Origin of the sequence: Nocardioides sp. NBC_00850 (assembly GCF_045207335.1) — a bacterium.
GTDB lineage: Bacteria > Actinomycetota > Actinomycetes > Propionibacteriales > Nocardioidaceae > Nocardioides.
On the sequence record NZ_CP108845.1, the window covers coordinates 1,049,802 to 1,070,144 of the forward strand.

Sequence of the window (20,343 nt, forward strand, 5' to 3'; positions counted from 1 at the left end):
TCAACCAGGCACGCCGCTACCAACGTCCTGGCCGAATACAGCTAGACCTCTTGCAGGTGCCGATCCACGTCGATCATCAACCGCCGCAGTTCGAGGAGGAGATCCTCGAGGTCGGTGCGGTCGAGTACGTCGTCGGCGAGGACGGCGAGCCTGCTCAGCAGCGTGCCGCGGTCGCGGAGCGCGCTGACATCGGTGAGGGCATGCCACTCCTGACCGGTGTCGAGGACCAGCAACGCCTCGCGTACGCCTCCGAGGCGCTGGCGCACCGACCAGCGCCAGAGACCGACGTTGGCCCCCGGACGGGGAGCGGCGATTGCGGTATCCAGGGCCCGAAGAGCATCCGACATATTGGGAAGCACACCTGTCATGAGCAGATTGTGACCTAGGTCACGTAAAGGAGCAAGCCGATGCGGCTCTCGGCTCCCGTGTCGGCCACAATGGAGAGCGTGTCATCTGCTGAGCTCACCTACTACCGTCTCGCTCCATCCGTGCAGGCCCGCCTCGTTGGTGCCGCCATGGTCGGCCTGGCGCTCCTGGTCTTCGCCGGCACGGCCGTCGTGATCGCGGCCCGGATCGACTTCGCGTGGCTCTTCATCCCGCTCGTCGTCGGCGTCGCCGCGGTGATCGGGTTCGGCTGGTGGCTTCGCAACAAGGCGTACGTCCTGCGCGCCAGCGCCCAGGGCTACCGGGTCGCGTTCGTGCGAGGCGCCGGTGTGCGCGAGGCTCGCTGGGTCGACATCCAGGAGGCGGTCACCACCATGCCTGGCGGCACGCCGTGCCTGGAGTTGCGGCTCAAGAAGGGTGGCGCCACCACGATCCCGGTGACCATCCTCAGCATCGACCGAGAGCAGTTCGTGCGCGAGCTCCAGGTCTATCTGAAGGCCACGATCAAGCCTCTCGACACCACCGCGGGATCGTCCGACGCGCCCTGATTGGTCCCAGGAGTGCGGGTCTTGTAGCCTGTTCGAGCGGTATGGAGGCGTCGCCTAGTCCGGTCTATGGCGCTCGACTGCTAATCGAGTTTGGGGCTTAAACCCCATCGAGGGTTCAAATCCCTCCGCCTCCGCCAGTTTCAATGTGTTTGGCCCCCTTTCATGAGGGGGCCAAACTGCATTCTGACCTGCAATTTTAAGCACTGCAAAAGTCCGTACGCCGGAACTTGGGTTACCCGAAACGTCTCGACCTGCACAATAATCAACCCGTAGGCCTCTCGGCACCAGCATCGGCCTCGCGATCAGGAAGGAACGAGCATGAAGTTCGCACGCGTTGCCGCTCTTGCGTTGGCCTCGGCGGCCGTCATCGCGGTCAGCATGTTTGGTGCCACGGCATCTGCGCAGGCTGACACCACGTGGCCCATCAAGCCCATCAAGGTTGCTAGCGACACTACCTGGCCGTGAGGCTGGTAGCGCATTAAGACAAGACGCTTCTGGCAGTGGCTAGAAGCGCTGGTTTCCGAGTGAGGATCGGTCTCGACCTCACTCGGAAACCCCTCCTTCGATCCCGGCGCCGGCTCGTCCGATCTCGTAGCCGAGTTGGAATCGCGTATCCGCGTCGTACTCTTCCTTGAGATCGGCGACGTATCCCGCGTAGGTCCGCGGGCTGACGCCCAGCCGCTTCGACGCTGCCGGGTCGGAGTGGCCCTCGATGAGCATGCGCAGGGTCATCGTGCGCTGCTCGCCGGCGATGTCCTTGAGGGTTGTCGAGTCTGCCGACGAGAACGGTCGCCCGCGTTCCCACGCCCGCTCGAAGACGTCGACCAAGTAGTTGACGATGGCGGGCTCGCGGATCGCTACCGCGGCCCCGAGACCCTCGGGGCCAGGGATGATCGCAACGTTCCTGTCGAAGATCATCGTGCGGTTGAAGAACTCGTCCAGGGTGCGCACCTCTGCTCCTGCCGCCGTGACGGCGGCGACGTACTCTCGAGTTCCGCTGTTTCTTCGGGCCGAGTGCTGATAGAGCGTGCGGAGCTTGACCCCTCGTTGGATGAGCTGGGTGTCCTTCTGGATGGCGTTTGCGAGAATGGTGCCGGTGTCCCGGCCTTCCTGCGGCTGCGCCGTGAGCGCCTCGAACTCACACTCCGAGACCAAGGAATCGATGTAGCGCTGGATCGCAGGCCCGTGCATGTAGGCGAACGGGCCCAGTTCGTCAGACGGCGCAGACCGACGCCACGCGCTGCGTAGCGCGGCGAAGTCGTTCGCCCACTCCGCCGACTCCTGCAGAAGGCGGATGCCTTCTTGGGTCATGGGGGTCACGACCTGCGCCTGGACGGTGGCTGGGTCAACAGTGGTCCACGTCGTGGGGTCCTCGTCAGGCCGTCGTACGAGCCCGAGCTCGACCAGCGCCGTCAGCGCCTCTGCGAACTCACCGCCGTCTGCGATCCTCGCGTCGGACGAGGGTAGTGGCCCCTTCTCCGCGATCAGCTCGAAGAGCTCGATGCCCTTGGCCTCCAGCAGTGCACGCGTCCTCGGCGTGCGTCCCTCGTCGGTCAAGTTCTTCTCCTCGCCGGACGGCGTGGGTTGACGCTTGCTCACGCTCCACCTCCCCGATGCTGTGGCTAGCGCCAGATCTTCTCACACGTGGCGATTTCTGGTCACGGACCATCTTCCGCTAATCTTCTACACGTTGCTTCGGTAACACTGCGCCTGTAGCTCAACGGATAGAGCATCTGACTACGGATCAGAAGGTTTGGGGTTCGAATCCCTACAGGCGCGCAGAACGTGTGCAAGTGAGAGTTTGGCCCCTGACCAGGCATACCGCCCGGGCAGGGGCCTTCTTCATGTCCGCATTCTGCGCTTCGGCAGTTTCTCGGGACGCCTACGCTCGAGCAGCGATCGTCCCGGGCAGGCTGAGAAGGACTAAGGCCCCGGTTGCGGCGAGGGTTCGTAGGGTGTGGAAGATCAGCCACGGCTTCTCGAACGAGGACACGGCGCCGCCGTTTGCCAGGGCGTCGTTCAGTGGCAGGTTCGCCGCGAAGGTGATGACGACGGCGGCGACGGCCAGGCAGGCGGCGGTGATGGAGAGCGGGCTCCGGTGCCATCCGAGAAGGATCAGGGCCAGGAGCGGGGCGCCCAGGAAGAAGGCCATGAACACCGGGTTGACGATGACCACGTTGAGCCGGTTCATGACCCGCGCGTAGACATCGTCCGGCTGGCCGTGCAGCGCCGGCATGAAGGCGACCAGGAAGGCGATGTAGATGCCGGCGGTGACGCCGTTGAGCAGTCTCGCGCCGGTGAGTACGACCTCGCTCATGACTGCTCACCCCGGTCGAGATCATCGATGCTTCGAGCAGCGCGGCTCAGGACCGCCTCGACGTCGCCGGTCACGTACGCGTTGCGTCCGTCGAGAACCTCCTCGAAGAGGTACGCCAGTCCGGCCGCGTCGGCCGCCGGCAACCCGGCCGCCGTCAGGACCGCGACGTAGTCCTCGGTGGGCATTGAGCGGTACGTGACGGCGGGCCCGCCGATGGCCTGCGCGACCTCCTCGAAGGTGAGCAGCTGAGGCCCGGTGAGCTCCAGGATCCGGCCGACGTAGCCCTTGTCGAGGAGGGCTGCGACGGCGACGGCGGCGATGTCGTCGGCGTCGACGAACGGCTCGGCGACGGAGTGCTCGACCATGGTGAGCGACCCGGCCGCGAGCTCGTCCGCGAACGCACCTTCGGTGAAGTTCTGCATGAAGAAGGCCGAACGCAGGATCGTCCACTCGGCGCCCGAGGCCATCATGGCCTGCTCGGCTCGCTGGGCACCCTCCTCGCCGCGGCCGGAGAGCAGTACGAGCCGGCTGCAGCCCGCGGCGACCGCCTGGGCGGCGAACGCACCGATGATCTCGTCGGCACCCGGCAGGCCGAGGTCGGGCTGGAAGGTCAGGTAGGCCGACACGCAACCGTCGACGGCCTCGGACCAGGTGGTCTGGTCGTGCCAGTCGAACCGGGGTGCCGTGTGGCGGGAGACGGCACGTACGTCGTGGTCGAGGGTCTGGAGGCGGCGGGCGACGCGCTGGCCGGTCTTGCCGGTGGCGCCGGTGATGAGAGTTGTCATGCCTCTAATCTGGTCTGAGTGAAGCGACGATGGAATACGTTCGGCTCCAGGCAGCATGCGTTATCGTCTCACCATGTCGTCACTGGATCTGCTCATGGACGGTCCGCGCGCCCAGGCCGCCTTCCTGCTGAAGGCGGTGTTCGACGGGGAGTGGTCGATCACCGCCGAGGACGAGGTGCCGCTCACGGTTATTGCTATCGCACGCGGCGAGGCGGTCTTCACCGGCTGCGAGGGACCGCAGGACGTGGCGGCAGGTGACGTGATCGTGTGCCGCGGGCCCGCGACCTATGTCATCGCCGACTCGGCCGATCGCCCCGCCGACATCCGGATCCTGCCCGGCCAGGTCTGTGTCGACCCGAGCGGGGCTCTGCTGGCCGAGGAGCTGGCGTTGGGCGTACGCACCTGGGGGAACAGTCGCTCGCCGGAGGCGACCGTGATGCTCATCGGGACCTATGAGCGCGAGACCTCGGTGGGCTCACTGCTGCTGTCCCGGCTGCCGACCAGCGTGGTGCTGCGCGGCTTCGACACCGCCGTTGTCGACCTCCTGTCCGCGGAGCTGGTGCGTGAGGAGGCCGGCCAGACGGCTCTGCTCGACCGATTGCTGGACGTACTCGTGGTCAAAGCCGTGCGTGAGGTGCTCGCGGCCTCCCCGGCCCTTCCTGCTGACGACGCGGTGGCCGCGGTGCTGCGGGCGATGGAACAGCACCCGCAGCTGCCCTGGACGGTAGCCGGCCTCGGTGAGCAGGTCGGTCTCTCGCGAGCCGCACTGGCCCGGCGCTTCACCGAGCAGGTCGGCGAGCCACCACTGGCGTACCTGACCCGGTGGCGGCTCGCTCTGGCCGCGGACCTGCTGATCGGCACGGACCTGACCCTGTCGGCGATCGCCGCACGCGTCGGGTACGCCAACCCGTTCGCCCTCAGTGCTGCCTTCAAGCGTCTCCACGGCACCTCGCCGACCTCCTTCCGGAGCCGTCATGTCGCATGAGCCCTGGGTGACTTCGGCCGAGGGATCGTTATTACGTCAAGCAACTACCCGCTAGCCTCGTTGGTATGGATGGTCGGCGTGCAGCAGCTGGGAAGGTGGCCCCGCTGTCGCCCGAGGAGGAGACTGCCTGGCGTGCGTTGGGGCGGGCAGTCGTCGTGATTCCGCGGGTGCTCGAGGCCGATCTCATGCAGTCGGAGAGCCTGAGTCTCACGGAGTACACCGTGCTGATGAACCTGTCCGAGGCTCCCGAGCGCTCGCTGCGGATGAGCGAGCTCGCCAACTACGTATCGATCTCGGTCAGCGGGCTGACCCGTGTCGTGGAGCGGTTGGAGCGGACGGGACTCGTCGAGCGGGTCCGTTCGACGACGGACGGTCGCGGTCAGCTGGCGCGCTTGACCCCGGCCGGATTGAAGTGTCTGAAGAAGGCTTGGCCGGTACACCTGGACAGTGTCCGGCGCCACGTGATGGATCATCTCCAGAACGTCGATCTGGCTGCGTTCGCTGATGCTCTCGCGGCGATCGCTCAGGCCGAGGTAGGGCCGCCGGTTCGCCGCCGCGGCCGCTGATCAGTAGACGTTGGCCCGGACGGCCTCACGGATCGGGGTGGTGCCGGTGTTGAGCTCGAGGATCTGTCGTCGGATGCGTGGCTCGAGGAGTAGTTCGGTGAGGGTCTCGGCGACGTCCGCGCGGGCGATCTCTCCGTGGGCCTCGGCAGGGCCGAGTGAGATCGTGCCGAGGGCAGGGTCATCGACCAGTAGCGAGGGGCGAAGGATCACCCAGTCGAGGTCGCTGCGCGTGACGGCGATGTCGGCCTGCTTCTTGACGGCGAAGTAGTACTCGACCTCGTCCGGGTTGTCCCGCTCGCGCCACGACTCGGGGAGAACCGAGACCAGTACGAACCGGTTGGCTCCCGCCAGGCGTGCTGCCTCCAGAGCCTTGGTGACGCCGTCGCCATCGATCGCCTTGGTGACTTCGCGAGCGCCGCCGTTGGAGCCCGCGGTGTAGACGATCGCATCAGATCCGGCTGCGGCGCGCGCCAGGTCCGCGGCTGACATCGTGCTCAGCTCACCGAGCGTGGTCTCGACGCCACGGGCAGCGAAGTCGACTTGCTGTGCGGGTTTTCTGACCAGCCCGTGGACCTCAGCCCCGCCCGCGGACAGCCTGTCGGCCAGCAGAGCGCCGATCGCGCCGCTGATGCCGAGGATGAACACCTTCACGTTCCTTGCTCCGTTTCGCCGCCGGCGGCGAGGCGCATCAGGTCGGTCGAGAAGTCGACATCGTCGATCGATTGCGGCGCGCCCGCGGCGGTGCCGCCGAACTGATGTCGGTGGCGGCCCCAGTTGTGTTCGGCGATCTGGGGCCCGGTGCCGTTGCGCAGGAAGATGGCCAGCTCGCCGGCCGCTCGGGCGATCCGGTCGCCCAGGTCTGGGGAGCTCCAGTCCTCGGGGGCGGCGTACAGGGATGTCGGCATCGGGATAGCACGCAGGAACGCGAACAGCGGCCGGAGCTGCTCGTCGACGACCATGGCGTGCCGGCTCGTGCCTCCTGTGGCAGCCAAGATGACGGGCTTGGCGATGAGCAGGTCGTTGTCGAGAAGGTCCGCGAAGGACTTGAACAGCCCGCTGATCCCGGCCTTGTAGACCGGGGTGCTCGCGATGATCGCGTCGGACTCCGCGAGGGCGTCGATGGCGGCGGTGACCTTTCGATTCGGCATGCCTGAGACCAGCGCTTGGGCGATGTCGACCGCGATCGTCGACAGATCGATCGAGCGGAACGTCGCGCTCAGAGCGGAGGCACCCAGGGCGTCGGCGGTGCGTTGGGCGGCTCGGTCGGCGAGGAGCCGGGACGAGGACGGGTCGCTGACGCCGGCGGTGAGGACGGCGATGGTCACGTCGCTCATCACAGCGCCGCCGGGAACTGGGCGGCGACGGTCGGGTCGCTGTCCTGGTAGGGGGAGGGGCCGGACAGGTTGTCGCCACGATTCGGGTTCGGCCGCGGCTGGCGGGGCTCGCCGTCGCCGTACTTGGCTGCGACCAACGAGGCATGGGTCGGTGCCTCGGGAACGCCTGGCGCGCGGCGCGACTCCATCTCCTTGCGCAGAACTGGCACGACCACGGTTCCGAGGATCTCGACCTGCTCCAGCGCGACCTCGACGGGCAGGCCCATGCTGTCGACCGAGAAGAGCTGGCGCTGATAGTCACCGAAGCCTTCCTGGAACGTCAGCGTCTTGTCGATGACCTCCTGCGGACTGCCGACCGTCAGCGGCGTACCTGTCATCCAGTCCTCCAGGCGCGCTCCGCGGAAGACGGGGAAGGCTTCGAAGTAAGGGCGGAATCGTTCGACCGCATCCTGCGACCGGCGGGCGATGAACGCCTGCCCGCCGAGGCCGACGATCGCCTGCTCCGCGGTGCCGTGGCCGTAGTGCTCGAACCGCTTGCGGTAGAGGTCGACGAGCGGCTTGAAGGCGAGATTCGGGGCCAGGATGTGATTGGCGAAGAAGCCGTTGCCGTAGTACGCCGCCTGCTCGGCGATCTCGGGAGTTCGGATCGAGCCGTGCCAGACGAACGGCGCGACATCGTCCAGTGGTCGCGGCGTCGAGGTGAAACCCTGCAACGGAGTCCTGAACTTGCCCTCCCAATCCACGACATCCTCCCGCCACAGCCGGTGGAGCAGGTTGTAGTTCTCCAGCGCCAGGGCAACGCCCTGGCGGATGTCCTTCCCGAACCAGGGGTAGACCGGGACGGTGTTGCCCCTTCCGAGCATCACGTCGAGCCGGCCATCGGCGACGTGCTGGAGCATCGCGTAGTCCTCGGCGACCTTGACGGGGTCGTTGGTCGTCATCAGCGTCACCGAGGTGCTGAGGATGATGCGCTCCGTCAGCGCCGCGATGTGACCGAGCAGGGTCGTGGGCGACGAAGGGATGAACGGCGGGTTGTGGTGCTCCCCGATGGCGAAGACGTCCAGACCCACCTCGTCGGCTCGCTGCGCGATGCGGACGATGTTGCGGATGCGCTCCGCCTCGCTCTGGGTGTAGCCGGTGGTCGGGTCCTGGGTGACGTCCCCGACGCTGAAGATCCCGAACTGCATGATGCGTGGTCCTATCGGTCGAAGGAGCAACTTGCCTGCGGAGGTAGGATACTTGTGCGCACAAACAAATACGCGGACCCCGAGCGAGGACGAGAGATGACAGACATCGATATTGAGGTCGCACATGCCCCAGAGCGTCTGCGCTACGAAGCGCGTGTGGACGGAACCGTGGTGGGGTTCGCGGAGTACATCCTCGCCACCGACCTGATCGTGTTCACCCACACCGAGGTCGACCCGGCCTACGAGGGGAAGGGCGTCGGCTCCGCGATCGCCAGGTTCGCGCTCGACGACGTCCGCGACACCAGCGAGCGCAAGGTGATGCCGCTGTGCCCGTTCATCAAGGGCTGGATCGGGAACCACCGCGAGTACGTCGCACTCGTGAAGCGTGTGCCCCCGTCGACGGCGAAGGACTGACCATGGCGCGCAAGACCTACACCGGGCCCGTGGTCGACGTCTCCTTCGACGGTGATGTCTGTCAGCACGCCGCCGAGTGCGTACGTGGGATGCCCGCCGTCTTCGATCCTTCCGCTCGGCCGTGGATCGACCCCACGCAAGCCGGTTCGGAGGGAACCGCTCAGGCCCTGCGAGAGGTGATCGGGCGCTGCCCCTCCGGCGCCCTTCGCGTCGTCGAGCACGCTGAGGGGTCGTGGTCGGCATGAACATCACAGTGATCGGGCGCGGCAACATCGGAGGTGGACTGGCCGATCTCTGGGAGCGCGCCGGCCACCAAGTGAGCAGGCTGGGGCGAGACGGGGGTGACGCCAGCGGATCCGAAGCCGTCCTGCTCGCCGTCCCTGGAGTCGCGGTAGAGGCAGCCCTGTCATCGGTGACCGGGCTCGAGGGCAAGACCGTTCTCGACGCCACCAACCTCTATGGCGGCGCGCGGCCTCCGGCCGGGTTCTCCTCCAACGCCGAGTACGTCAAGTCGGTGACCGGCGGGACCACGGCCAAGGCGTTCAGCACCAACTTCGCCTCGCTCTTCGGCCGGGTCGCCGGTGCTCGCGTACGACCGAGCAACCTGTGGTCCGGCGACGACGAAGCCCACGGCGTCGTCAGCCAGCTCAGCCATGATGCCGGGTTCGAGGCGGTCCGCCTGGGCGACCTGAGCATGGCCGCCACTCAAGAGGGCCTCGCCGGCACGATCTTCGCGATCTCGCAGTCCGGCCTCGGCGAGTTCGTCTACCGCATGGCACCACCCGAACAGCTCTGACCCCGCCTCGAATGTCCCCCTATATCGATACCCCCCCACGCAGACAGAAGGGAAAGATGATGGCTTTTATCACTGTTGGGCAGGAGAACAGCACGCCAGTCGAGCTGTACTACGAGGATCAGGGAGCCGGACAGCCGGTGGTGCTCATCCACGGGTATCCGCTGAACGGTCACAGCTGGGAGAAGCAGACGCGCGAGCTGCTCGCGGCGGGCTACCGGGTGATCACCTACGATCGCCGCGGCTTCGGGCAGTCGTCCAAGGTCGGCAGCGGCTACGACTATGACACCTTCGCCGCCGACCTGAACACGGTCCTCGAGACCCTCGACCTGAGCGACGTCGTACTCGTGGGCTTCTCGATGGGCACTGGTGAACTCGCGCGGTACGTCGCCCGATACGGGCATGAGCGCGTCGCGAAGCTCGCGTTCCTCGCGTCCCTCGAGCCGTTCCTCGTTCAGCGCGACGACAATCCCGAGGGCGTTCCGCAGGACGTGTTCGACGGCATCGCCGCGGCTGCCAAGGACGACCGCTACGCCTGGTACACCCAGTTCTTCAAGGACTTCTACAACCTGGACGAGAACCTCGGCTCTCGGATCAGCCAGGAGGCCGTCACCGGCAGCTGGAACGTCGCGATCGGCAGTGCGCCGGTGGCCGCGTACGCAGTGGTCCCGACCTGGATCGAGGACTTCCGCAGCGATGTCGACGCGGTTCGCGCGGCCGGCAAGCCGACGCTGATCCTGCACGGAACGAAGGACAACATCCTTCCCATCGACGCCACGGCACGCCGTTTCCACGAGGCGGTCCCTGACGCCGACTACATCGAGGTCGAGGGTGCTCCCCACGGCCTCCTGTGGACCCATGCGGTCGAGGTCAACGCTGCCCTCCTGGAGTTCCTCCGCAGGTGATCATCGACCGCGCGAAGGACCTCGAGAACGGCAACTGGGCGACGACGGCAGTGCCATATCGGTGGAACGGCTCGTGACCTTCCCGGGTCTGGCCTCAGGTCTGGTTCTCTCCGCCGTCGACGTAGAGGTTCGAGCCGACGACGTAGCTGCTCTGCTCCGAGGCCAGGAACGCCACGACCGCGGCGGCCTCCTCGGGCTGACCCATGCGGCCCTTGGCCACGGTCGCTGCGACATGTGCCTTCATGGCCCGGGCGGTCTCCTCGTCGCCGAAAGCCGCGGTGCCCCCGGGAGTCTCGATCCATGCCGGCGAGACCACGTTGACCCGGATGCCGCGGCTCTTGAGCTCGGTGGACCAGGTCCGCGCGAAGGAGCGTACCGCCGCCTTCGATGCCGCGTACGCGCCGAACGCCTCCATGCCACGATCGGCCGCCGTGGAGCCGGTCAGGATGACCGAGGCGCCGTCGTTGAGCAGCGGGAGCGCCTTCTGCACAGTGAACAAAGTGCCTCGGGTGTTGACCCCGAAGGTCTGGTCGAAGTGCTCCTCGGTGGTCTGCTCCAACGTCACGAACGTGCCGACCGCCGCGTTCGCGACGAGTACGTCCAACCCGTTGCCGCGGGCCCGGACCGCGTCGTAGAGCCGGTCCAGGTCGGCCAACTTGGAGATGTCGCCCGTCACGCCCGTAGCCCGGTCCGATCCGATGGTCTTGACGGCGGCCTCCAGTTCGGCCTCACGCCGCCCGGTGACGAACACATACGCGCCCTCGTCCGCCAGCCGCACGGCGGCGGCGAGGCCGATCCCGCTGCTTCCGCCGGTGACTACCGCGGTCTTGCCGTCCAAATGTCCCATGTGTGTCTTCTCCATCATTTCTCTTGCCGTCGCGGACCTTCGTGTGCCGGTGATTTACCTGCGACATCGATACTGCGCCGCCATCGCAGTAAGATCCATAACGCGAAGTCCACCATTCTTTACGTATCGTCCAGGAGGTGTCGGTGGTGCTCGGCTTCCAGGATCCAGTGGCTGACGCGATCGGCCTGCTCAAGCCACACACGGTGATCGGGCCCAGCCTTCGGGCCGTGGGTGAATGGGCTTTGAGCTTCGACACGTTCCTGCACGTGCGGATCGGTGGTCTCGTACGCGGCAGCTGCTGGCTGATCCTCGAGGGGCATGAGCCGGTGCTCCTGCGGGAAGGCGACACCTTCATGCTGGGCAACCCGCCACCCTACGTATTGGCCAGCACGCCCGACGCCAGCCCGCGCCCGGCGGAGGCGGTGTGGGCGAGCGCCGAGGAGGGGCTTGTTCGGATCGGTCCAGAGTCCGAGGACGACCTCTACCTCTGCGTCGGGCACATCGCGTTCGACGACCAGAACGCGGCACTCCTGACTGATCTACTGCCGCCGCTCGTGATCGTCCGCGCTTCCGATCCTCACGGCAGCCGGCTTGCGCAACTGATCGATCTCCTGGCCACCGAGGTCGGGGTCGCCGCCGCCGGCGGCCCGCTGGTGCAGAACCACCTCGCACAGATCCTGCTCGTTCACATGCTGCGTGCTCACGCCGGCCAGACAGACCGGCCCACCGGCTGGCTCGGCGCCTTGAACGAGGACGGCATCGGCGCAGCGCTACGTGCTGTGCACTCGGACGTGGCCCACCCCTGGAACCTCAACGAGCTCGCCGAGATCAGCCACATGTCGCGCTCCGCGTTCGCCCAGGCCTTCAAGAGCCACGTCGGGGTCCCGCCGCTGGAGTACCTCATTCAGTGGCGCATGAGCCTCGCTCGCGACGCTCTCGCTCGCGACGCGCTGTCGATCTCTGAGCTCGCACGAGCCACCGGCTACCAGTCCGAGAGTGCGTTCAGTACCGCCTTCCGCCGCGTGGTCGGCTCATCGCCCGCGAAGTTCCGGGACCAGGAACGCCGCTCGGCCGCGAACGGAAGCTGAAGGTGCGCGCGCCGGCTGAGGCCCGGCCTCATAATGTCCCGGTGACCCTTCCCCAGAACCTCGGGCGCCTGCGCCAGGTCAAGCCGCTCGGCTCCGGCGGATTCGCCGAGGTGTGGCTCTACCACGACCCGGACCTCGACTCGCTTGTTGCCGTGAAAGTGCTCAGCGCCCAATGGACCCAGGCGGCCGACATCCGGGAGCGCTTCCTGCAGGAGGCGCGCTTCCTCCGGTCGGTGGACTCGCCCCACGTCGTCTCGGTCCACGACATCGGCGAGACCCCGACGGGTGCGCCCTACTTCGTGATGGCGTACGCCGACGCGGGCAGCGTCGCGGAGCTGATCACCCAGCACCCTCAGGGGATGCCGCCACAGCTGGTGGCCGACCTGGTCGCGCAGGCTGCGTCCGGCCTCGACGCACTGCACGTGCGCTCGGTCATTCACCGCGACGTGAAGCCGGCCAACATCCTGCTCGCCGGTGGGTCCGACGGCAGGCTGCGGGCGATGGTCGCCGACCTCGGCGTGGCGCGTGCGCTCGACCAGCACACGGAGGTGACCCGGCAGATCGGGACGCCCGCCTACATGGCGCCCGAGCAGTTCGACGAGTCACTGCCGATCGACCACCGTGCCGACGTACGCAGCCTGGGCGCGGTCGCGTGGGCGATGTTCGCGGGGCGCTCGCCCGCGCCTGCGCTGACGGTCGTGTCCCGAGTTCCCGAGCTCGGCACGGTCGCGCCCGTGCCGGCAACGGTGTCCGCGGTGATCATGAGGGCTCTGGAGCCGAGGGCCGAGGACCGCTGGCCGGACGCGGGGAGCTTCGCCGCAGCACTCACCGCCGCGGCCGAGGGGCGGGCGGTCGCCGTACCTCCCCCTTCGGACGCGCAGACCGTGCTCCGTTCGCCGTCCTCAACGCCGTCGCCGCAGCCGCAGCCGCCCGCGCGCGGCCGGCGCAACGCCGTCCTCGTCACGGCCGTCGTCGTCGTCGCCCTTGTGCTGGGCGGCGCCGCGACCTGGTTCGTGGCGCGCGGTCCGGCCGAGGAGCCGGCCAGCGGTACGGAGACCGCCGCGGGGCAGCCGGTCAGCGGCGCGGAGACCGCAGCCGTTCGGTTCGTCGACGCGCTCCAGGCAGGTGATTGCGAGGCCGCCGGTCTCTACATCCCCGACCTCGGCGATCCGGCCGCCTGGGACTGCACCGATGACGCCACCGGCGGCGACGGCTTCTACTACCACATCCTCGACGACCTCGACGCCGACGGCGAGCGACGGGTCGAGGACCTCGGGGACGGGCTCTTCCGAGTGGTCTGGGTGGACCAGGGCTACGTCAACATGCAGCGCCAGGAAGACACTCTGTTCAAGGTGCAGCAGGTCGTCTGCTGCTAGCCCGGCGTAGGTCGCCCTACTCCTCGCGGAGGATCTTGGGCGGGCCCGCGGGGGTGGCCTCGCCGCGCTCGACGGCGGCTGTGTGGCTGGCGAGGGCGCGTTCGAGGAGCTCCATGAGAGGGGTCTCCTCTCGGGCGATCTGCAGATACTTCGGGCCGAGAGAGACGACGATGTCGCGCTCGGCGAGAAGGGCGTTGTGGATGCGCTCGCGCTCGGCCGGGTCGGCGGTGTATTCGGAGTCGAGGTACGCGGCGGCGTGCCGGCGGGCGTTGCCGATGGCGTTCTTCGCACGGCCGCGCTTGCTGAAGAGCGAGGCGACGATGGTGACGACGAGTACGCCGAGAATGACGCTCAGGGAGAGGCCGGTGCTGATCTCGACCACGTGCACGGGATCGCCGTCGTTGATGAACGGGATGTTGTTCTCGTGGAGCGCGTGCAGGATCAGCTTCACGCCGATGAAGGCGAGGATCGCGGCCAGCCCGTAGGACAGGAAGATGAGCCGGTCGAGCAGGCCGTCGAGCAGGAAGTAGAGCTGGCGCAGGCCCAGCAGCGAGAACGCGGTCGCGGTGAAGACGAGGTAGACGTTCTGGGTGAGGCCGAAGATCGCCGGGATCGAGTCGAGGGCGAAGAGGATGTCGGTGCCGCCGATGGCCACCATCACCAGCAGCATCGGCGTCAGGATGCGCTTGCCGTCCTCCACCGTGAAGAGCTTGTCGCCGTCGTAGTGCTCACTGACGTGGAACAGCCGCCGGGCCAGGCGGACGACGAAGTTCTCCCCGTGGGAGTCCTTGTCGGGCTTCAGCATGTTGCCCGCCGTCATCAGCAGGATCAGGCCGAACAGGTAGAACACCCAGGCGAAGGTGTTGATCAGCGCGGCGCCCACGAAGATGAATCCGGTGCGGGCGATCAGTGAGAACGTGATCCCGAAGAGGAGCACCTTCTGCTGGTCCTCGCGGGGCACCCGGAAGCTCGTCATGATGATCAGGAAGACGAACAGGTTGTCCACCGAGAGCGCCTTCTCGGTGATGTAGCCGGCGAAGTACTCCCCGCCCATCGTGCCGCCGCCGAAGATCAGCACGCCGACGCCGAACAGCAGCGCGATCGCGACGTAGATCGCCGACCACGTGGCCGACTCCTTCAGCGTCGGGGTGTGGGCCTTGCGTACGTGGAAGATGTAGTCGAAGCCGAGCAGGCCGACGATCGCGACGACGGTGACCAGCCACACCCATGTTGGTGCGCCCATAGTGACAAACCCCCTGAGAGCCGACCCGAGACTTGGGATCGGCCTCAGCCTAGGCGGAGGTCTTCGGGATCGACAGCCCATCGATGATCTGGGGGAGCGCGTCTTCGAGAAGCCGGTCGGCACGGGGGTCGTCGGGGCGGATCGTACGCATCGTGACGCTGTGGAGGAACACGCCCATCATCGTCTGGGCGAGGAGGTCGGTCGACATCGTGGAGGTGCGGTCGAGGCGGTCCAGAGCGAGCGCGACGACCTCGACGAGCTGCTCGCTGAGCGCCGTGAACGTCGCCGAGCTGATCTCTCTCGCGTCGGCGTCGCGCAGGCTCTGCAGCACCACCTCGCTCTGCAGGACGAACCAGCGGTCCTGCAGCGGGCGGATCGCGTCGAAGGCCGCGCCGATCAGTGATCCGCTCGAGTCGGCGTCGCTGTGCTCGCCGACGGCGGTGCGTACGGCCTCGATCAGCCTCTCCGACTCCTCCTTGAACGCCTCGAGCAGCACCTCCTCGACGCTGCCGAAGTTGGAGTAGAACGCGCCGCGCGTGTAGCCGGCCGCGCTGACCAGGTCATCGACGGTGACCCGGCGCGCCCCGCGCTCGACGAAGACGTCGACGGCCGCGGACAGCAGCCGGGCGCGGGTGTTCGTACGTCGCCTGGGGGCCTTCACCTCGGTCATGTAGTAATCCTCACATATGCCAACGATTCACTTTCGTATTGAATGCGTTAATGTATTGAACGTGTCCTCCTACCTCTACCGACTCGGCCGACAGGTCGCGCGCCACGCCAAGACCGTGCTGGCGCTCTGGCTCCTGCTCGCGGTGCTCCTGGGTGCGCTGACCGTCTCGCTCGGCGGCAAGCTTCAGAACGACTTCACGATCCCCGGCACCGAGTCCCAGCAGGGCCTGGACGCGCTCACCCAGCGCTTCCCCGAGGTCTCGGGGACCTCCGCCCAGCTGGTCTTCGTCGCTCCCGAGGGGGAGAAGATCGACGACCACCGCCAAGAGATCGAGAAGGTGCTCGCGCGGGTCGAGAAGGTGGACCACGTCGCGACGGTCACCGACCCGCTGGCCTCGGAGAGCAGGACCGTCAGCGACAACGGCCGGGACGCGCTGGCGACGGTGCAGTTCGATCTCGGTCTCGACGAGCTCCCCGAGGGTGTGACCTCGGATCTGGAAGAAGCTGGGGAACTGCCCGAGGGGTCTTCGCTGGAGCTCCACGTCGGCGGGGATGCGTACTCCGTCACCGGGGTGCACGTCAGCGCGACCGAGGGGATCGGGATCCTCATCGCCCTGCTCGTCCTGGCGATCACGTTCGGGTCGCTGCTGGCCGCCGGCCTGCCGATCCTGACCGCGCTGCTCGGGGTGGCGATCGCGATGGCGGGGATCTTCTCGGTCGCCGCGGTCACCACGATCTCGGCCACCACCCCGACCCTCGCGTTGATGATCGGGCTCGCGGTCGGGATCGACTATGCGCTCTTCGTGATCGCCCGGCACCGCAGCCAGCTCGCCACCGGTCTCGGGGTGGAGGAGTCGATCGCCCGGGCGGTCGCGACCGCCGGCAGCGCGGTCATCTTCGCGGGTGTCACGGTCATCATCGCGCTGTGCGGCCTCGTGGTCGCGGGCATCCCGTTCCTGGCGGTGATGGGGTACGCAGCGGCCTCCGCCGTCCTGGTCGCCGTGCTCGTCGCGCTCACCGCCGTGCCGGCGCTCCTCGCGATCGCGGGTGAGCGGCTCCGGCCCAAGCCCGGGTCTCGGGCCCACCGGCGTGAGGCTGTCGCGGAGGGGCGGCCTCACGCCATCACTCTCGGGGCACGCTGGGTTCGTCTGGTGACCAGGGTGCCGGTCCTCACCGTCGTGGTCTCGCTGCTGGTGATCGCCGTCCTGGCGATCCCCGCGCGCGACCTCGCGCTGGGGCTCAACGACAACGGCAGCGCCGAGCCTGGGAGTGCTCCGCGGGAGACGTACGACCTGATCAGCCGGGACTTCGGGCCGGGCTACAACGCGCCGCTGTTCGTGACCGCGGACATCATCGACACCACCGACCCGATCGGGGTGATGGACGATCTCGGCAAGGCGCTCGGCGGCTACGACGGGGTGCAGAAGGTCGCACTGGCCACGCCGAACCGGACCGCCGACCTCGGGCTCGTGGTGATCTACCCAACCACCGAGAAGAGTGACGCCGCGACCGCGGACCTGGTCAAGGAGATCCGCGCGGACTCGGCCGACCTGGAGAAGCGGTTCGGGATCGAGGACGTCATGGTCACCGGTCAGACCGCGGTCGCCATCGATGTGAGCGCCCGCCTGTCCGGTGCGATCCTGCCGTTCGGGGCCGTCGTCGTCGGGCTTTCGCTGATCCTGCTGACGATCGTGTTCCGCTCGATCGCGGTCCCGTTGAAGGCGACGCTGGGCTACGTGCTGTCGGTGGCGGCCTCGTTCGGGGTGGTCGCCGCGGTCTTCGAGTGGGGCTGGGGCGCCGACCTGTTCAACGTCGCCAAGGTCGGCCCGGTGATCGCGTTCTTCCCGATCATCCTGATGGGCGTGCTCTTCGGGCTCGCGATGGACTACGAGGTGTTCCTGGTCTCCCGGATGCGGGAGGACTTCGTCCACACCGGCGACGCGCGGCGCTCCGTGGACACCGGGTTCGCCGCCAGCGCCCGCGTCGTCACCGCCGCGGCGATCATCATGATCGCCGTCTTCGCGGCCTTCGTGCCCAACGGCGACCCGATCGTGAAGCCGATGGCGCTCGGCCTCACCGTCGGTGTGCTCGTGGACGCGTTCCTGGTGCGGATGACGCTGGTGCCGGCGGTGCTCGCCCTGCTCGGGCGGGGTGCCTGGTGGCTGCCGGCCTGGCTGGACCGGCGGATGCCGGTCCTCGACATCGAGGGTGAGGCGCTCATCCACCACCTCGAGCACGCCGACTACGTCGCCTCGAACGGCGAAGTCGCGGTTCGCGCGCGGCAGGTCGAGGTCTCGGGGGCGCTCGCGCCGCTCGATCTTCACCTGCGGCCGGGAGGGTTCGGGATCGTCCACGGGGCCGACCCGGTCGCGCGATCTGCTGCGCTCGCGGCGCTCACCGGGCGGCTGGGCTTCGCCGGGCAGTTGGTGGTGCTCGACCGGCTGCTGCCGGAGGAAGCGGGCGCCGTGCGTGCCCGGGCCGCTCTCGTCCACGACGTCGCGGAGGCGCTCCGGCTCGTGGGCGCCCGGCGCATGCCGGCCCTGGTCGCCATCGACAGCCCGACCTCGCTCGACAGCGGGCAGCTTGCGGCACTGTCCGCGCTGACCTCGCGGGGCACGACGGTCCTGCTCGGGATGCCGTCGTTGCCTGCGGTGCCGCAGGTCGCGGACGCGCTCGCGCATGCCGCGCCCGCACGCACCTCACCCGATCTTGAGCTCACCGACCCTGCGGCTTCGGTCGCCGACCTGGAGACAGTCCGATGAAACGTACGAAATCATGGTGGTCGGGCCGTCGCTTGGTGGCGGCCGCGATCCTGCTGCCGGTCGTCGTGGCGGCGCTCGCGATCGTCGCGCTCAGCGACCGTACCGAGAACCTCGACAAGGTGCCCGCCGCGGTGGTCAACCTCGACGAGCCTGTGACGACGGGGAGCGGGAAGGACAAGCAGACGGTCTACGCCGGCCGGGCGCTTGCCGCGGACCTCGTCTCCTCCTCGGGCTCGTCCGCGAGCCCCACGCTCGGCTGGGAGCTCACCGATGCAGCGGACGCACGGGAGGGCTACGCGGACGGGACGTACGCGGCGGTGATCACTATCCCCAAGGACCTGTCCAAGACGCTGTCGGGGGTGCAGGGGAGCGACCCGAGCGCCGGCCGGGTCAGCGTGGAGGCGTCCGACGCCTCCAGCGAGGTGACCGCCGAGATCGCCCGGCAGGTCGCGCGGCAGTCGGCGTCGACCCTGGGACGTACGGTCACGACGACCTACCTGGACGGGGTCCGGGACCAGACCGGGAAGCTCAAGACCAGCCTGGACTCGGCCGCCGACGGTGCCGACCAGCTCGCCGACGGCACCGCTGCCGCCGACACGGGTGCCGGGAAGGTGGCCGACGGCGCTCGGTCGCTGAGCTCCGGCGCGTCCGGCGCGGCCGACGGTGCCTCGCAGGTCGCGGGCGGGCTCGACCAGCTCGCCGGCGGAACCGCGCGGCTGGAGTCGGGTGCGGGATCGCTGGCAGGGGGAGCGGGCAAGGCGTCCAAGGGCGCGTCCTCGCTGGCCGCCGGAGCCGACGAGCTCAGCGGCGGGCTGAACCAGCTCGAGAGGTCGACCGCGGGGCTCCCGTCGCAGGCCTCGTCGCTCGCGACCGGCGCCTCGCAGGTGTCGGAGGGAGTGGCCGGCTACACCCAGCTCGCCAAGGGCTGGGCGCAGGCGTGCGCGAGCGACCCGTTGCTCGCAGCCTCCAAGCCGCAGCTGTGCGGAGCCACCGCCTCGGCGGTCGGCTCCGGCGGCGGGCAGGCCGACCAGCTCGCAGCAGGGGCGGCGCAGGTCGCCTCGGGAGCCTCGGCTCTGTCGCAGGCGGCTCCCGAGCTGAGCGGAGGGATCTCGTCGGCGGCGGACGGTGCCGGGAAGGTCGCGTCCGGGGCGTCGCAGGTCGCCGACGCCAACGCCCGCCTCGCCAAGGGCGCGCGTGAGCTCGAGTCCGGCCTCGGGAAGACCAACGACGGCGCCACCGAGCTGGCCTCCGGGGCCGATCAGCTCGCCTCCGGGACCAAGCAGCTCGAGAGCGGGTCGGCTTCTCTGGCCTCTGGGGCCGACGACCTCTCCTCCGGTACGTCCTCGCTGACCGAGGGCGCCGACTCGCTGGCCTCGGGTCTCGATGACGGTGCCTCGCAGATCGCGGTTCCTGGTGAAAAGCAGGCCGAGGTCGTCGCCGACCCGGTGCAGGTCTCGGTCGCTTCTGGCTCGTCCACCTCGGGGGCGACCCGGCTGGCGCCGGCGGCGATCGCGCTGGCCCTGTGGCTCGGTGCGCTCGCGATCTACCTGCTCCGCCCGGCCTTCCCCGCCGGGAGGCTTCGGGAGGCGCTCACGGCGCGGCGGCTCACCTTCGCCGGTCTGTGGCCGGCGGCCCTCGTCGGGTTGGCGCAGGCGGTGCTCCTCGTGGTCGCCGCTGCGCTTCTCGGCGCCGATCTCGCGCAGCCGATCGCCACGGTCGGGATCGCGGTGCTCGCCGCGTCGGTGTTCGTCGCCGTTCACCAGGCCGTCGTCGCGCTCGCCGGCCAGCGCCGTGGCTGGCTGATCTCGCTGGCCTTCCTCGCCCTGCAGCTGGTCTCCCTCGGCGGGCTGCTGCCGGTCGCCACGGCCTCCGCGCCGTTCGGTGCGCTCGCGGGCATCCTGCCGGTCCCGCTCGCCGCCGAGGCGCTCCGCGGGGTCGCCGTCGCGCAGAGCGGTGCCGCGGTCGGTGCGCCGGTCGGCGGCTTGGTCCTCTGGCTCCTGCTCGCAGTGGCGGTCAGCCTCTTCGCGGCGGGCCGGGCGCAGCGTACGTCTGTCGCGGAGATCCGCGGAGCGGCTGCTGCCGGCTGGCGTGCCGCCCAAGTAACACGTCGTTCGTAGGACTATCCGGTCGCCGCAATAGG

Annotated in this window: 22 protein-coding genes and 2 tRNA genes; 14 read left to right on the forward strand and 10 right to left on the reverse strand. The window is 68.5% G+C overall.

Annotation, left to right across the window (positions count from 1 at the left end; all coding sequences use genetic code 11):
- Positions 1–41 precede the first annotated feature (41 nt).
- A complete protein-coding gene (locus OH802_RS05130; protein ID WP_160026227.1) occupies positions 42–347 on the reverse strand; it encodes a hypothetical protein in 306 nt (101 codons plus the stop codon).
- 90 nt (positions 348–437) lie between these two features.
- Between OH802_RS05130 and OH802_RS05135 the strand changes: the two genes are divergently transcribed.
- The 3 genes from OH802_RS05135 to OH802_RS05145 all read left to right on the forward strand — a co-directional run bounded on the left by OH802_RS05135 (position 438) and on the right by OH802_RS05145 (position 1,397).
- A complete protein-coding gene (locus OH802_RS05135; RefSeq protein ID WP_406029235.1) occupies positions 438–932 on the forward strand; it encodes a hypothetical protein in 495 nt (164 codons plus the stop codon).
- A 43-nt stretch (positions 933–975) separates the two neighbouring features.
- Positions 976–1,069 (forward strand) — tRNA-Ser (locus OH802_RS05140).
- A gap of 181 nt (positions 1,070–1,250) precedes the next feature.
- The gene (locus OH802_RS05145) at positions 1,251–1,397 is read left to right on the forward strand and encodes a hypothetical protein (RefSeq protein ID WP_355231000.1); all 147 of its coding nucleotides are present in this window, start codon (positions 1,251–1,253) and stop codon (positions 1,395–1,397) included.
- Positions 1,398–1,475: 78 nt separating this feature from the next.
- Here OH802_RS05145 and OH802_RS05150 read toward each other — a convergent pair whose 3' ends face one another.
- The gene (locus tag OH802_RS05150) at positions 1,476–2,531 is read right to left on the reverse strand and encodes a LuxR family transcriptional regulator (protein ID WP_406025719.1); all 1,056 of its coding nucleotides are present in this window, start codon (positions 2,529–2,531) and stop codon (positions 1,476–1,478) included.
- 107 nt (positions 2,532–2,638) lie between these two features.
- On the opposite strand from OH802_RS05150, the gene OH802_RS05155 reads away from it, so the two are divergent.
- Positions 2,639–2,711: transfer RNA gene (locus tag OH802_RS05155), tRNA-Arg, on the forward strand.
- Between the two features lie 103 nt (positions 2,712–2,814).
- Here OH802_RS05155 and OH802_RS05160 read toward each other — a convergent pair.
- Both OH802_RS05160 and OH802_RS05165 read right to left on the reverse strand, forming a co-directional pair.
- Positions 2,815–3,249, reverse strand: coding sequence for an anthrone oxygenase family protein (locus tag OH802_RS05160; protein ID WP_406025721.1), 435 nt, complete (start codon positions 3,247–3,249; stop codon positions 2,815–2,817).
- Entirely contained in the window at positions 3,246–4,034 is a 789-nt protein-coding gene (locus OH802_RS05165; RefSeq protein ID WP_406025723.1) for an SDR family oxidoreductase, read from the reverse strand. The genes OH802_RS05160 and OH802_RS05165 overlap by 4 nt, the downstream gene beginning before the upstream one ends.
- A gap of 73 nt (positions 4,035–4,107) precedes the next feature.
- Between OH802_RS05165 and OH802_RS05170 the strand changes: the two genes are divergently transcribed.
- Both OH802_RS05170 and OH802_RS05175 read left to right on the forward strand, forming a co-directional pair.
- Positions 4,108–5,019, forward strand: coding sequence for an AraC family transcriptional regulator (locus tag OH802_RS05170; RefSeq protein ID WP_406025725.1), 912 nt, complete (start codon positions 4,108–4,110; stop codon positions 5,017–5,019).
- A gap of 65 nt (positions 5,020–5,084) precedes the next feature.
- On the forward strand, positions 5,085–5,585 hold the full coding sequence (locus OH802_RS05175) for a MarR family winged helix-turn-helix transcriptional regulator (protein ID WP_406025727.1): 501 nt from the start codon (positions 5,085–5,087) through the stop codon (positions 5,583–5,585).
- Here OH802_RS05175 and OH802_RS05180 read toward each other — a convergent pair whose 3' ends face one another.
- Genes OH802_RS05180 through OH802_RS05190 form a run of 3 tightly spaced genes read right to left on the reverse strand, consistent with a single transcriptional unit; the run spans position 5,586 to position 8,106 of the window.
- Complete coding sequence (locus OH802_RS05180; protein ID WP_406025729.1) at positions 5,586–6,236, reverse strand: NAD(P)H-binding protein; 651 nt, start codon at positions 6,234–6,236, stop codon at positions 5,586–5,588.
- Positions 6,233–6,919 (reverse strand): CE1759 family FMN reductase, encoded by a 687-nt coding sequence (locus OH802_RS05185; RefSeq protein ID WP_406025731.1) that lies wholly within the window; start codon positions 6,917–6,919, stop codon positions 6,233–6,235. The genes OH802_RS05180 and OH802_RS05185 overlap by 4 nt, the downstream gene beginning before the upstream one ends.
- Positions 6,919–8,106 carry a CE1758 family FMN-dependent luciferase-like monooxygenase gene (locus tag OH802_RS05190; protein ID WP_406025733.1) on the reverse strand — a complete coding sequence of 396 codons (1,188 nt, stop codon included), beginning with the start codon at positions 8,104–8,106 and terminating at the stop codon, positions 6,919–6,921. Before OH802_RS05190 ends, OH802_RS05185 begins: the two co-directional genes overlap by 1 nt.
- A gap of 96 nt (positions 8,107–8,202) precedes the next feature.
- Between OH802_RS05190 and OH802_RS05195 the strand changes: the two genes are divergently transcribed.
- The 4 genes from OH802_RS05195 to OH802_RS05210 are packed head-to-tail and all read left to right on the forward strand — an operon-like array spanning position 8,203 to position 10,218.
- Complete coding sequence (locus tag OH802_RS05195; protein WP_355231020.1) at positions 8,203–8,520, forward strand: GNAT family N-acetyltransferase; 318 nt, start codon at positions 8,203–8,205, stop codon at positions 8,518–8,520.
- 2 nt (positions 8,521–8,522) lie between these two features.
- Positions 8,523–8,765, forward strand: coding sequence for a (4Fe-4S)-binding protein (locus tag OH802_RS05200; RefSeq protein ID WP_406025736.1), 243 nt, complete (start codon positions 8,523–8,525; stop codon positions 8,763–8,765).
- Entirely contained in the window at positions 8,762–9,316 is a 555-nt protein-coding gene (locus tag OH802_RS05205; RefSeq protein ID WP_406025738.1) for an NADPH-dependent F420 reductase, read from the forward strand. The genes OH802_RS05200 and OH802_RS05205 overlap by 4 nt, the downstream gene beginning before the upstream one ends.
- A gap of 59 nt (positions 9,317–9,375) precedes the next feature.
- On the forward strand, positions 9,376–10,218 hold the full coding sequence (locus tag OH802_RS05210; RefSeq protein ID WP_406025740.1) for an alpha/beta fold hydrolase: 843 nt from the start codon (positions 9,376–9,378) through the stop codon (positions 10,216–10,218).
- 94 nt (positions 10,219–10,312) lie between these two features.
- On the opposite strand, the gene OH802_RS05215 is transcribed toward OH802_RS05210, so the two are convergent.
- Complete coding sequence (locus OH802_RS05215) at positions 10,313–11,065, reverse strand: SDR family NAD(P)-dependent oxidoreductase (protein ID WP_406025742.1); 753 nt, start codon at positions 11,063–11,065, stop codon at positions 10,313–10,315.
- 137 nt (positions 11,066–11,202) lie between these two features.
- Here OH802_RS05215 and OH802_RS05220 point away from each other — a divergent pair, with 137 nt between their 5' ends.
- Positions 11,203–12,153: an AraC family transcriptional regulator gene (locus tag OH802_RS05220; protein WP_406025744.1), complete on the forward strand. Its 951-nt coding sequence runs from the start codon at positions 11,203–11,205 to the stop codon at positions 12,151–12,153.
- Between the two features lie 41 nt (positions 12,154–12,194).
- The gene (locus tag OH802_RS05225) at positions 12,195–13,529 is read left to right on the forward strand and encodes a serine/threonine-protein kinase (protein ID WP_406025746.1); all 1,335 of its coding nucleotides are present in this window, start codon (positions 12,195–12,197) and stop codon (positions 13,527–13,529) included.
- Between the two features lie 16 nt (positions 13,530–13,545).
- Here OH802_RS05225 and OH802_RS05230 read toward each other — a convergent pair whose 3' ends face one another.
- Both OH802_RS05230 and OH802_RS05235 read right to left on the reverse strand, forming a co-directional pair.
- Positions 13,546–14,772: a TerC family protein gene (locus OH802_RS05230; protein WP_406025748.1), complete on the reverse strand. Its 1,227-nt coding sequence runs from the start codon at positions 14,770–14,772 to the stop codon at positions 13,546–13,548.
- Positions 14,773–14,821: 49 nt separating this feature from the next.
- Positions 14,822–15,442 (reverse strand): TetR/AcrR family transcriptional regulator, encoded by a 621-nt coding sequence (locus OH802_RS05235; protein WP_406025750.1) that lies wholly within the window; start codon positions 15,440–15,442, stop codon positions 14,822–14,824.
- 61 nt (positions 15,443–15,503) lie between these two features.
- Here OH802_RS05235 and OH802_RS05240 point away from each other — a divergent pair, with 61 nt between their 5' ends.
- Positions 15,504–18,203, forward strand: a complete 2,700-nt coding sequence (locus OH802_RS05240; protein WP_406025752.1) for an MMPL family transporter — start codon at positions 15,504–15,506, stop codon at positions 18,201–18,203.
- Positions 18,200–20,320: a YhgE/Pip family protein gene (locus tag OH802_RS05245; protein ID WP_406025754.1), complete on the forward strand. Its 2,121-nt coding sequence runs from the start codon at positions 18,200–18,202 to the stop codon at positions 20,318–20,320. Before OH802_RS05240 ends, OH802_RS05245 begins: the two co-directional genes overlap by 4 nt.
- Positions 20,321–20,343: the final 23 nt, after the last annotated feature.

What these genes read in the sequence shown, in the direction of transcription:
- OH802_RS05130 (WP_160026227.1), bottom strand. Translation starts at nt 347, where the DNA reads ATGTCGGATGCTCTTCGGGCCCTGGATACCGCAATCGCCGCTCCCCGT.
- OH802_RS05135 (WP_406029235.1), top strand. Translation starts at nt 438, where the DNA reads ATGGAGAGCGTGTCATCTGCTGAGCTCACCTACTACCGTCTCGCTCCA.
- OH802_RS05145 (WP_355231000.1), top strand. Translation starts at nt 1,251, where the DNA reads ATGAAGTTCGCACGCGTTGCCGCTCTTGCGTTGGCCTCGGCGGCCGTC.
- OH802_RS05160 (WP_406025721.1), bottom strand. Translation starts at nt 3,249, where the DNA reads ATGAGCGAGGTCGTACTCACCGGCGCGAGACTGCTCAACGGCGTCACC.
- OH802_RS05165 (WP_406025723.1), bottom strand. Translation starts at nt 4,034, where the DNA reads ATGACAACTCTCATCACCGGCGCCACCGGCAAGACCGGCCAGCGCGTC.
- OH802_RS05170 (WP_406025725.1), top strand. Translation starts at nt 4,108, where the DNA reads ATGTCGTCACTGGATCTGCTCATGGACGGTCCGCGCGCCCAGGCCGCC.
- OH802_RS05175 (WP_406025727.1), top strand. Translation starts at nt 5,085, where the DNA reads ATGGATGGTCGGCGTGCAGCAGCTGGGAAGGTGGCCCCGCTGTCGCCC.
- OH802_RS05185 (WP_406025731.1), bottom strand. Translation starts at nt 6,919, where the DNA reads ATGAGCGACGTGACCATCGCCGTCCTCACCGCCGGCGTCAGCGACCCG.
- OH802_RS05190 (WP_406025733.1), bottom strand. Translation starts at nt 8,106, where the DNA reads ATGCAGTTCGGGATCTTCAGCGTCGGGGACGTCACCCAGGACCCGACC.
- OH802_RS05195 (WP_355231020.1), top strand. Translation starts at nt 8,203, where the DNA reads ATGACAGACATCGATATTGAGGTCGCACATGCCCCAGAGCGTCTGCGC.
- OH802_RS05200 (WP_406025736.1), top strand. Translation starts at nt 8,523, where the DNA reads ATGGCGCGCAAGACCTACACCGGGCCCGTGGTCGACGTCTCCTTCGAC.
- OH802_RS05205 (WP_406025738.1), top strand. Translation starts at nt 8,762, where the DNA reads ATGAACATCACAGTGATCGGGCGCGGCAACATCGGAGGTGGACTGGCC.
- OH802_RS05210 (WP_406025740.1), top strand. Translation starts at nt 9,376, where the DNA reads ATGGCTTTTATCACTGTTGGGCAGGAGAACAGCACGCCAGTCGAGCTG.
- OH802_RS05215 (WP_406025742.1), bottom strand. Translation starts at nt 11,065, where the DNA reads ATGGGACATTTGGACGGCAAGACCGCGGTAGTCACCGGCGGAAGCAGC.
- OH802_RS05230 (WP_406025748.1), bottom strand. Translation starts at nt 14,772, where the DNA reads ATGGGCGCACCAACATGGGTGTGGCTGGTCACCGTCGTCGCGATCGTC.
- OH802_RS05235 (WP_406025750.1), bottom strand. Translation starts at nt 15,442, where the DNA reads ATGACCGAGGTGAAGGCCCCCAGGCGACGTACGAACACCCGCGCCCGG.
- OH802_RS05245 (WP_406025754.1), top strand. Translation starts at nt 18,200, where the DNA reads ATGAAACGTACGAAATCATGGTGGTCGGGCCGTCGCTTGGTGGCGGCC.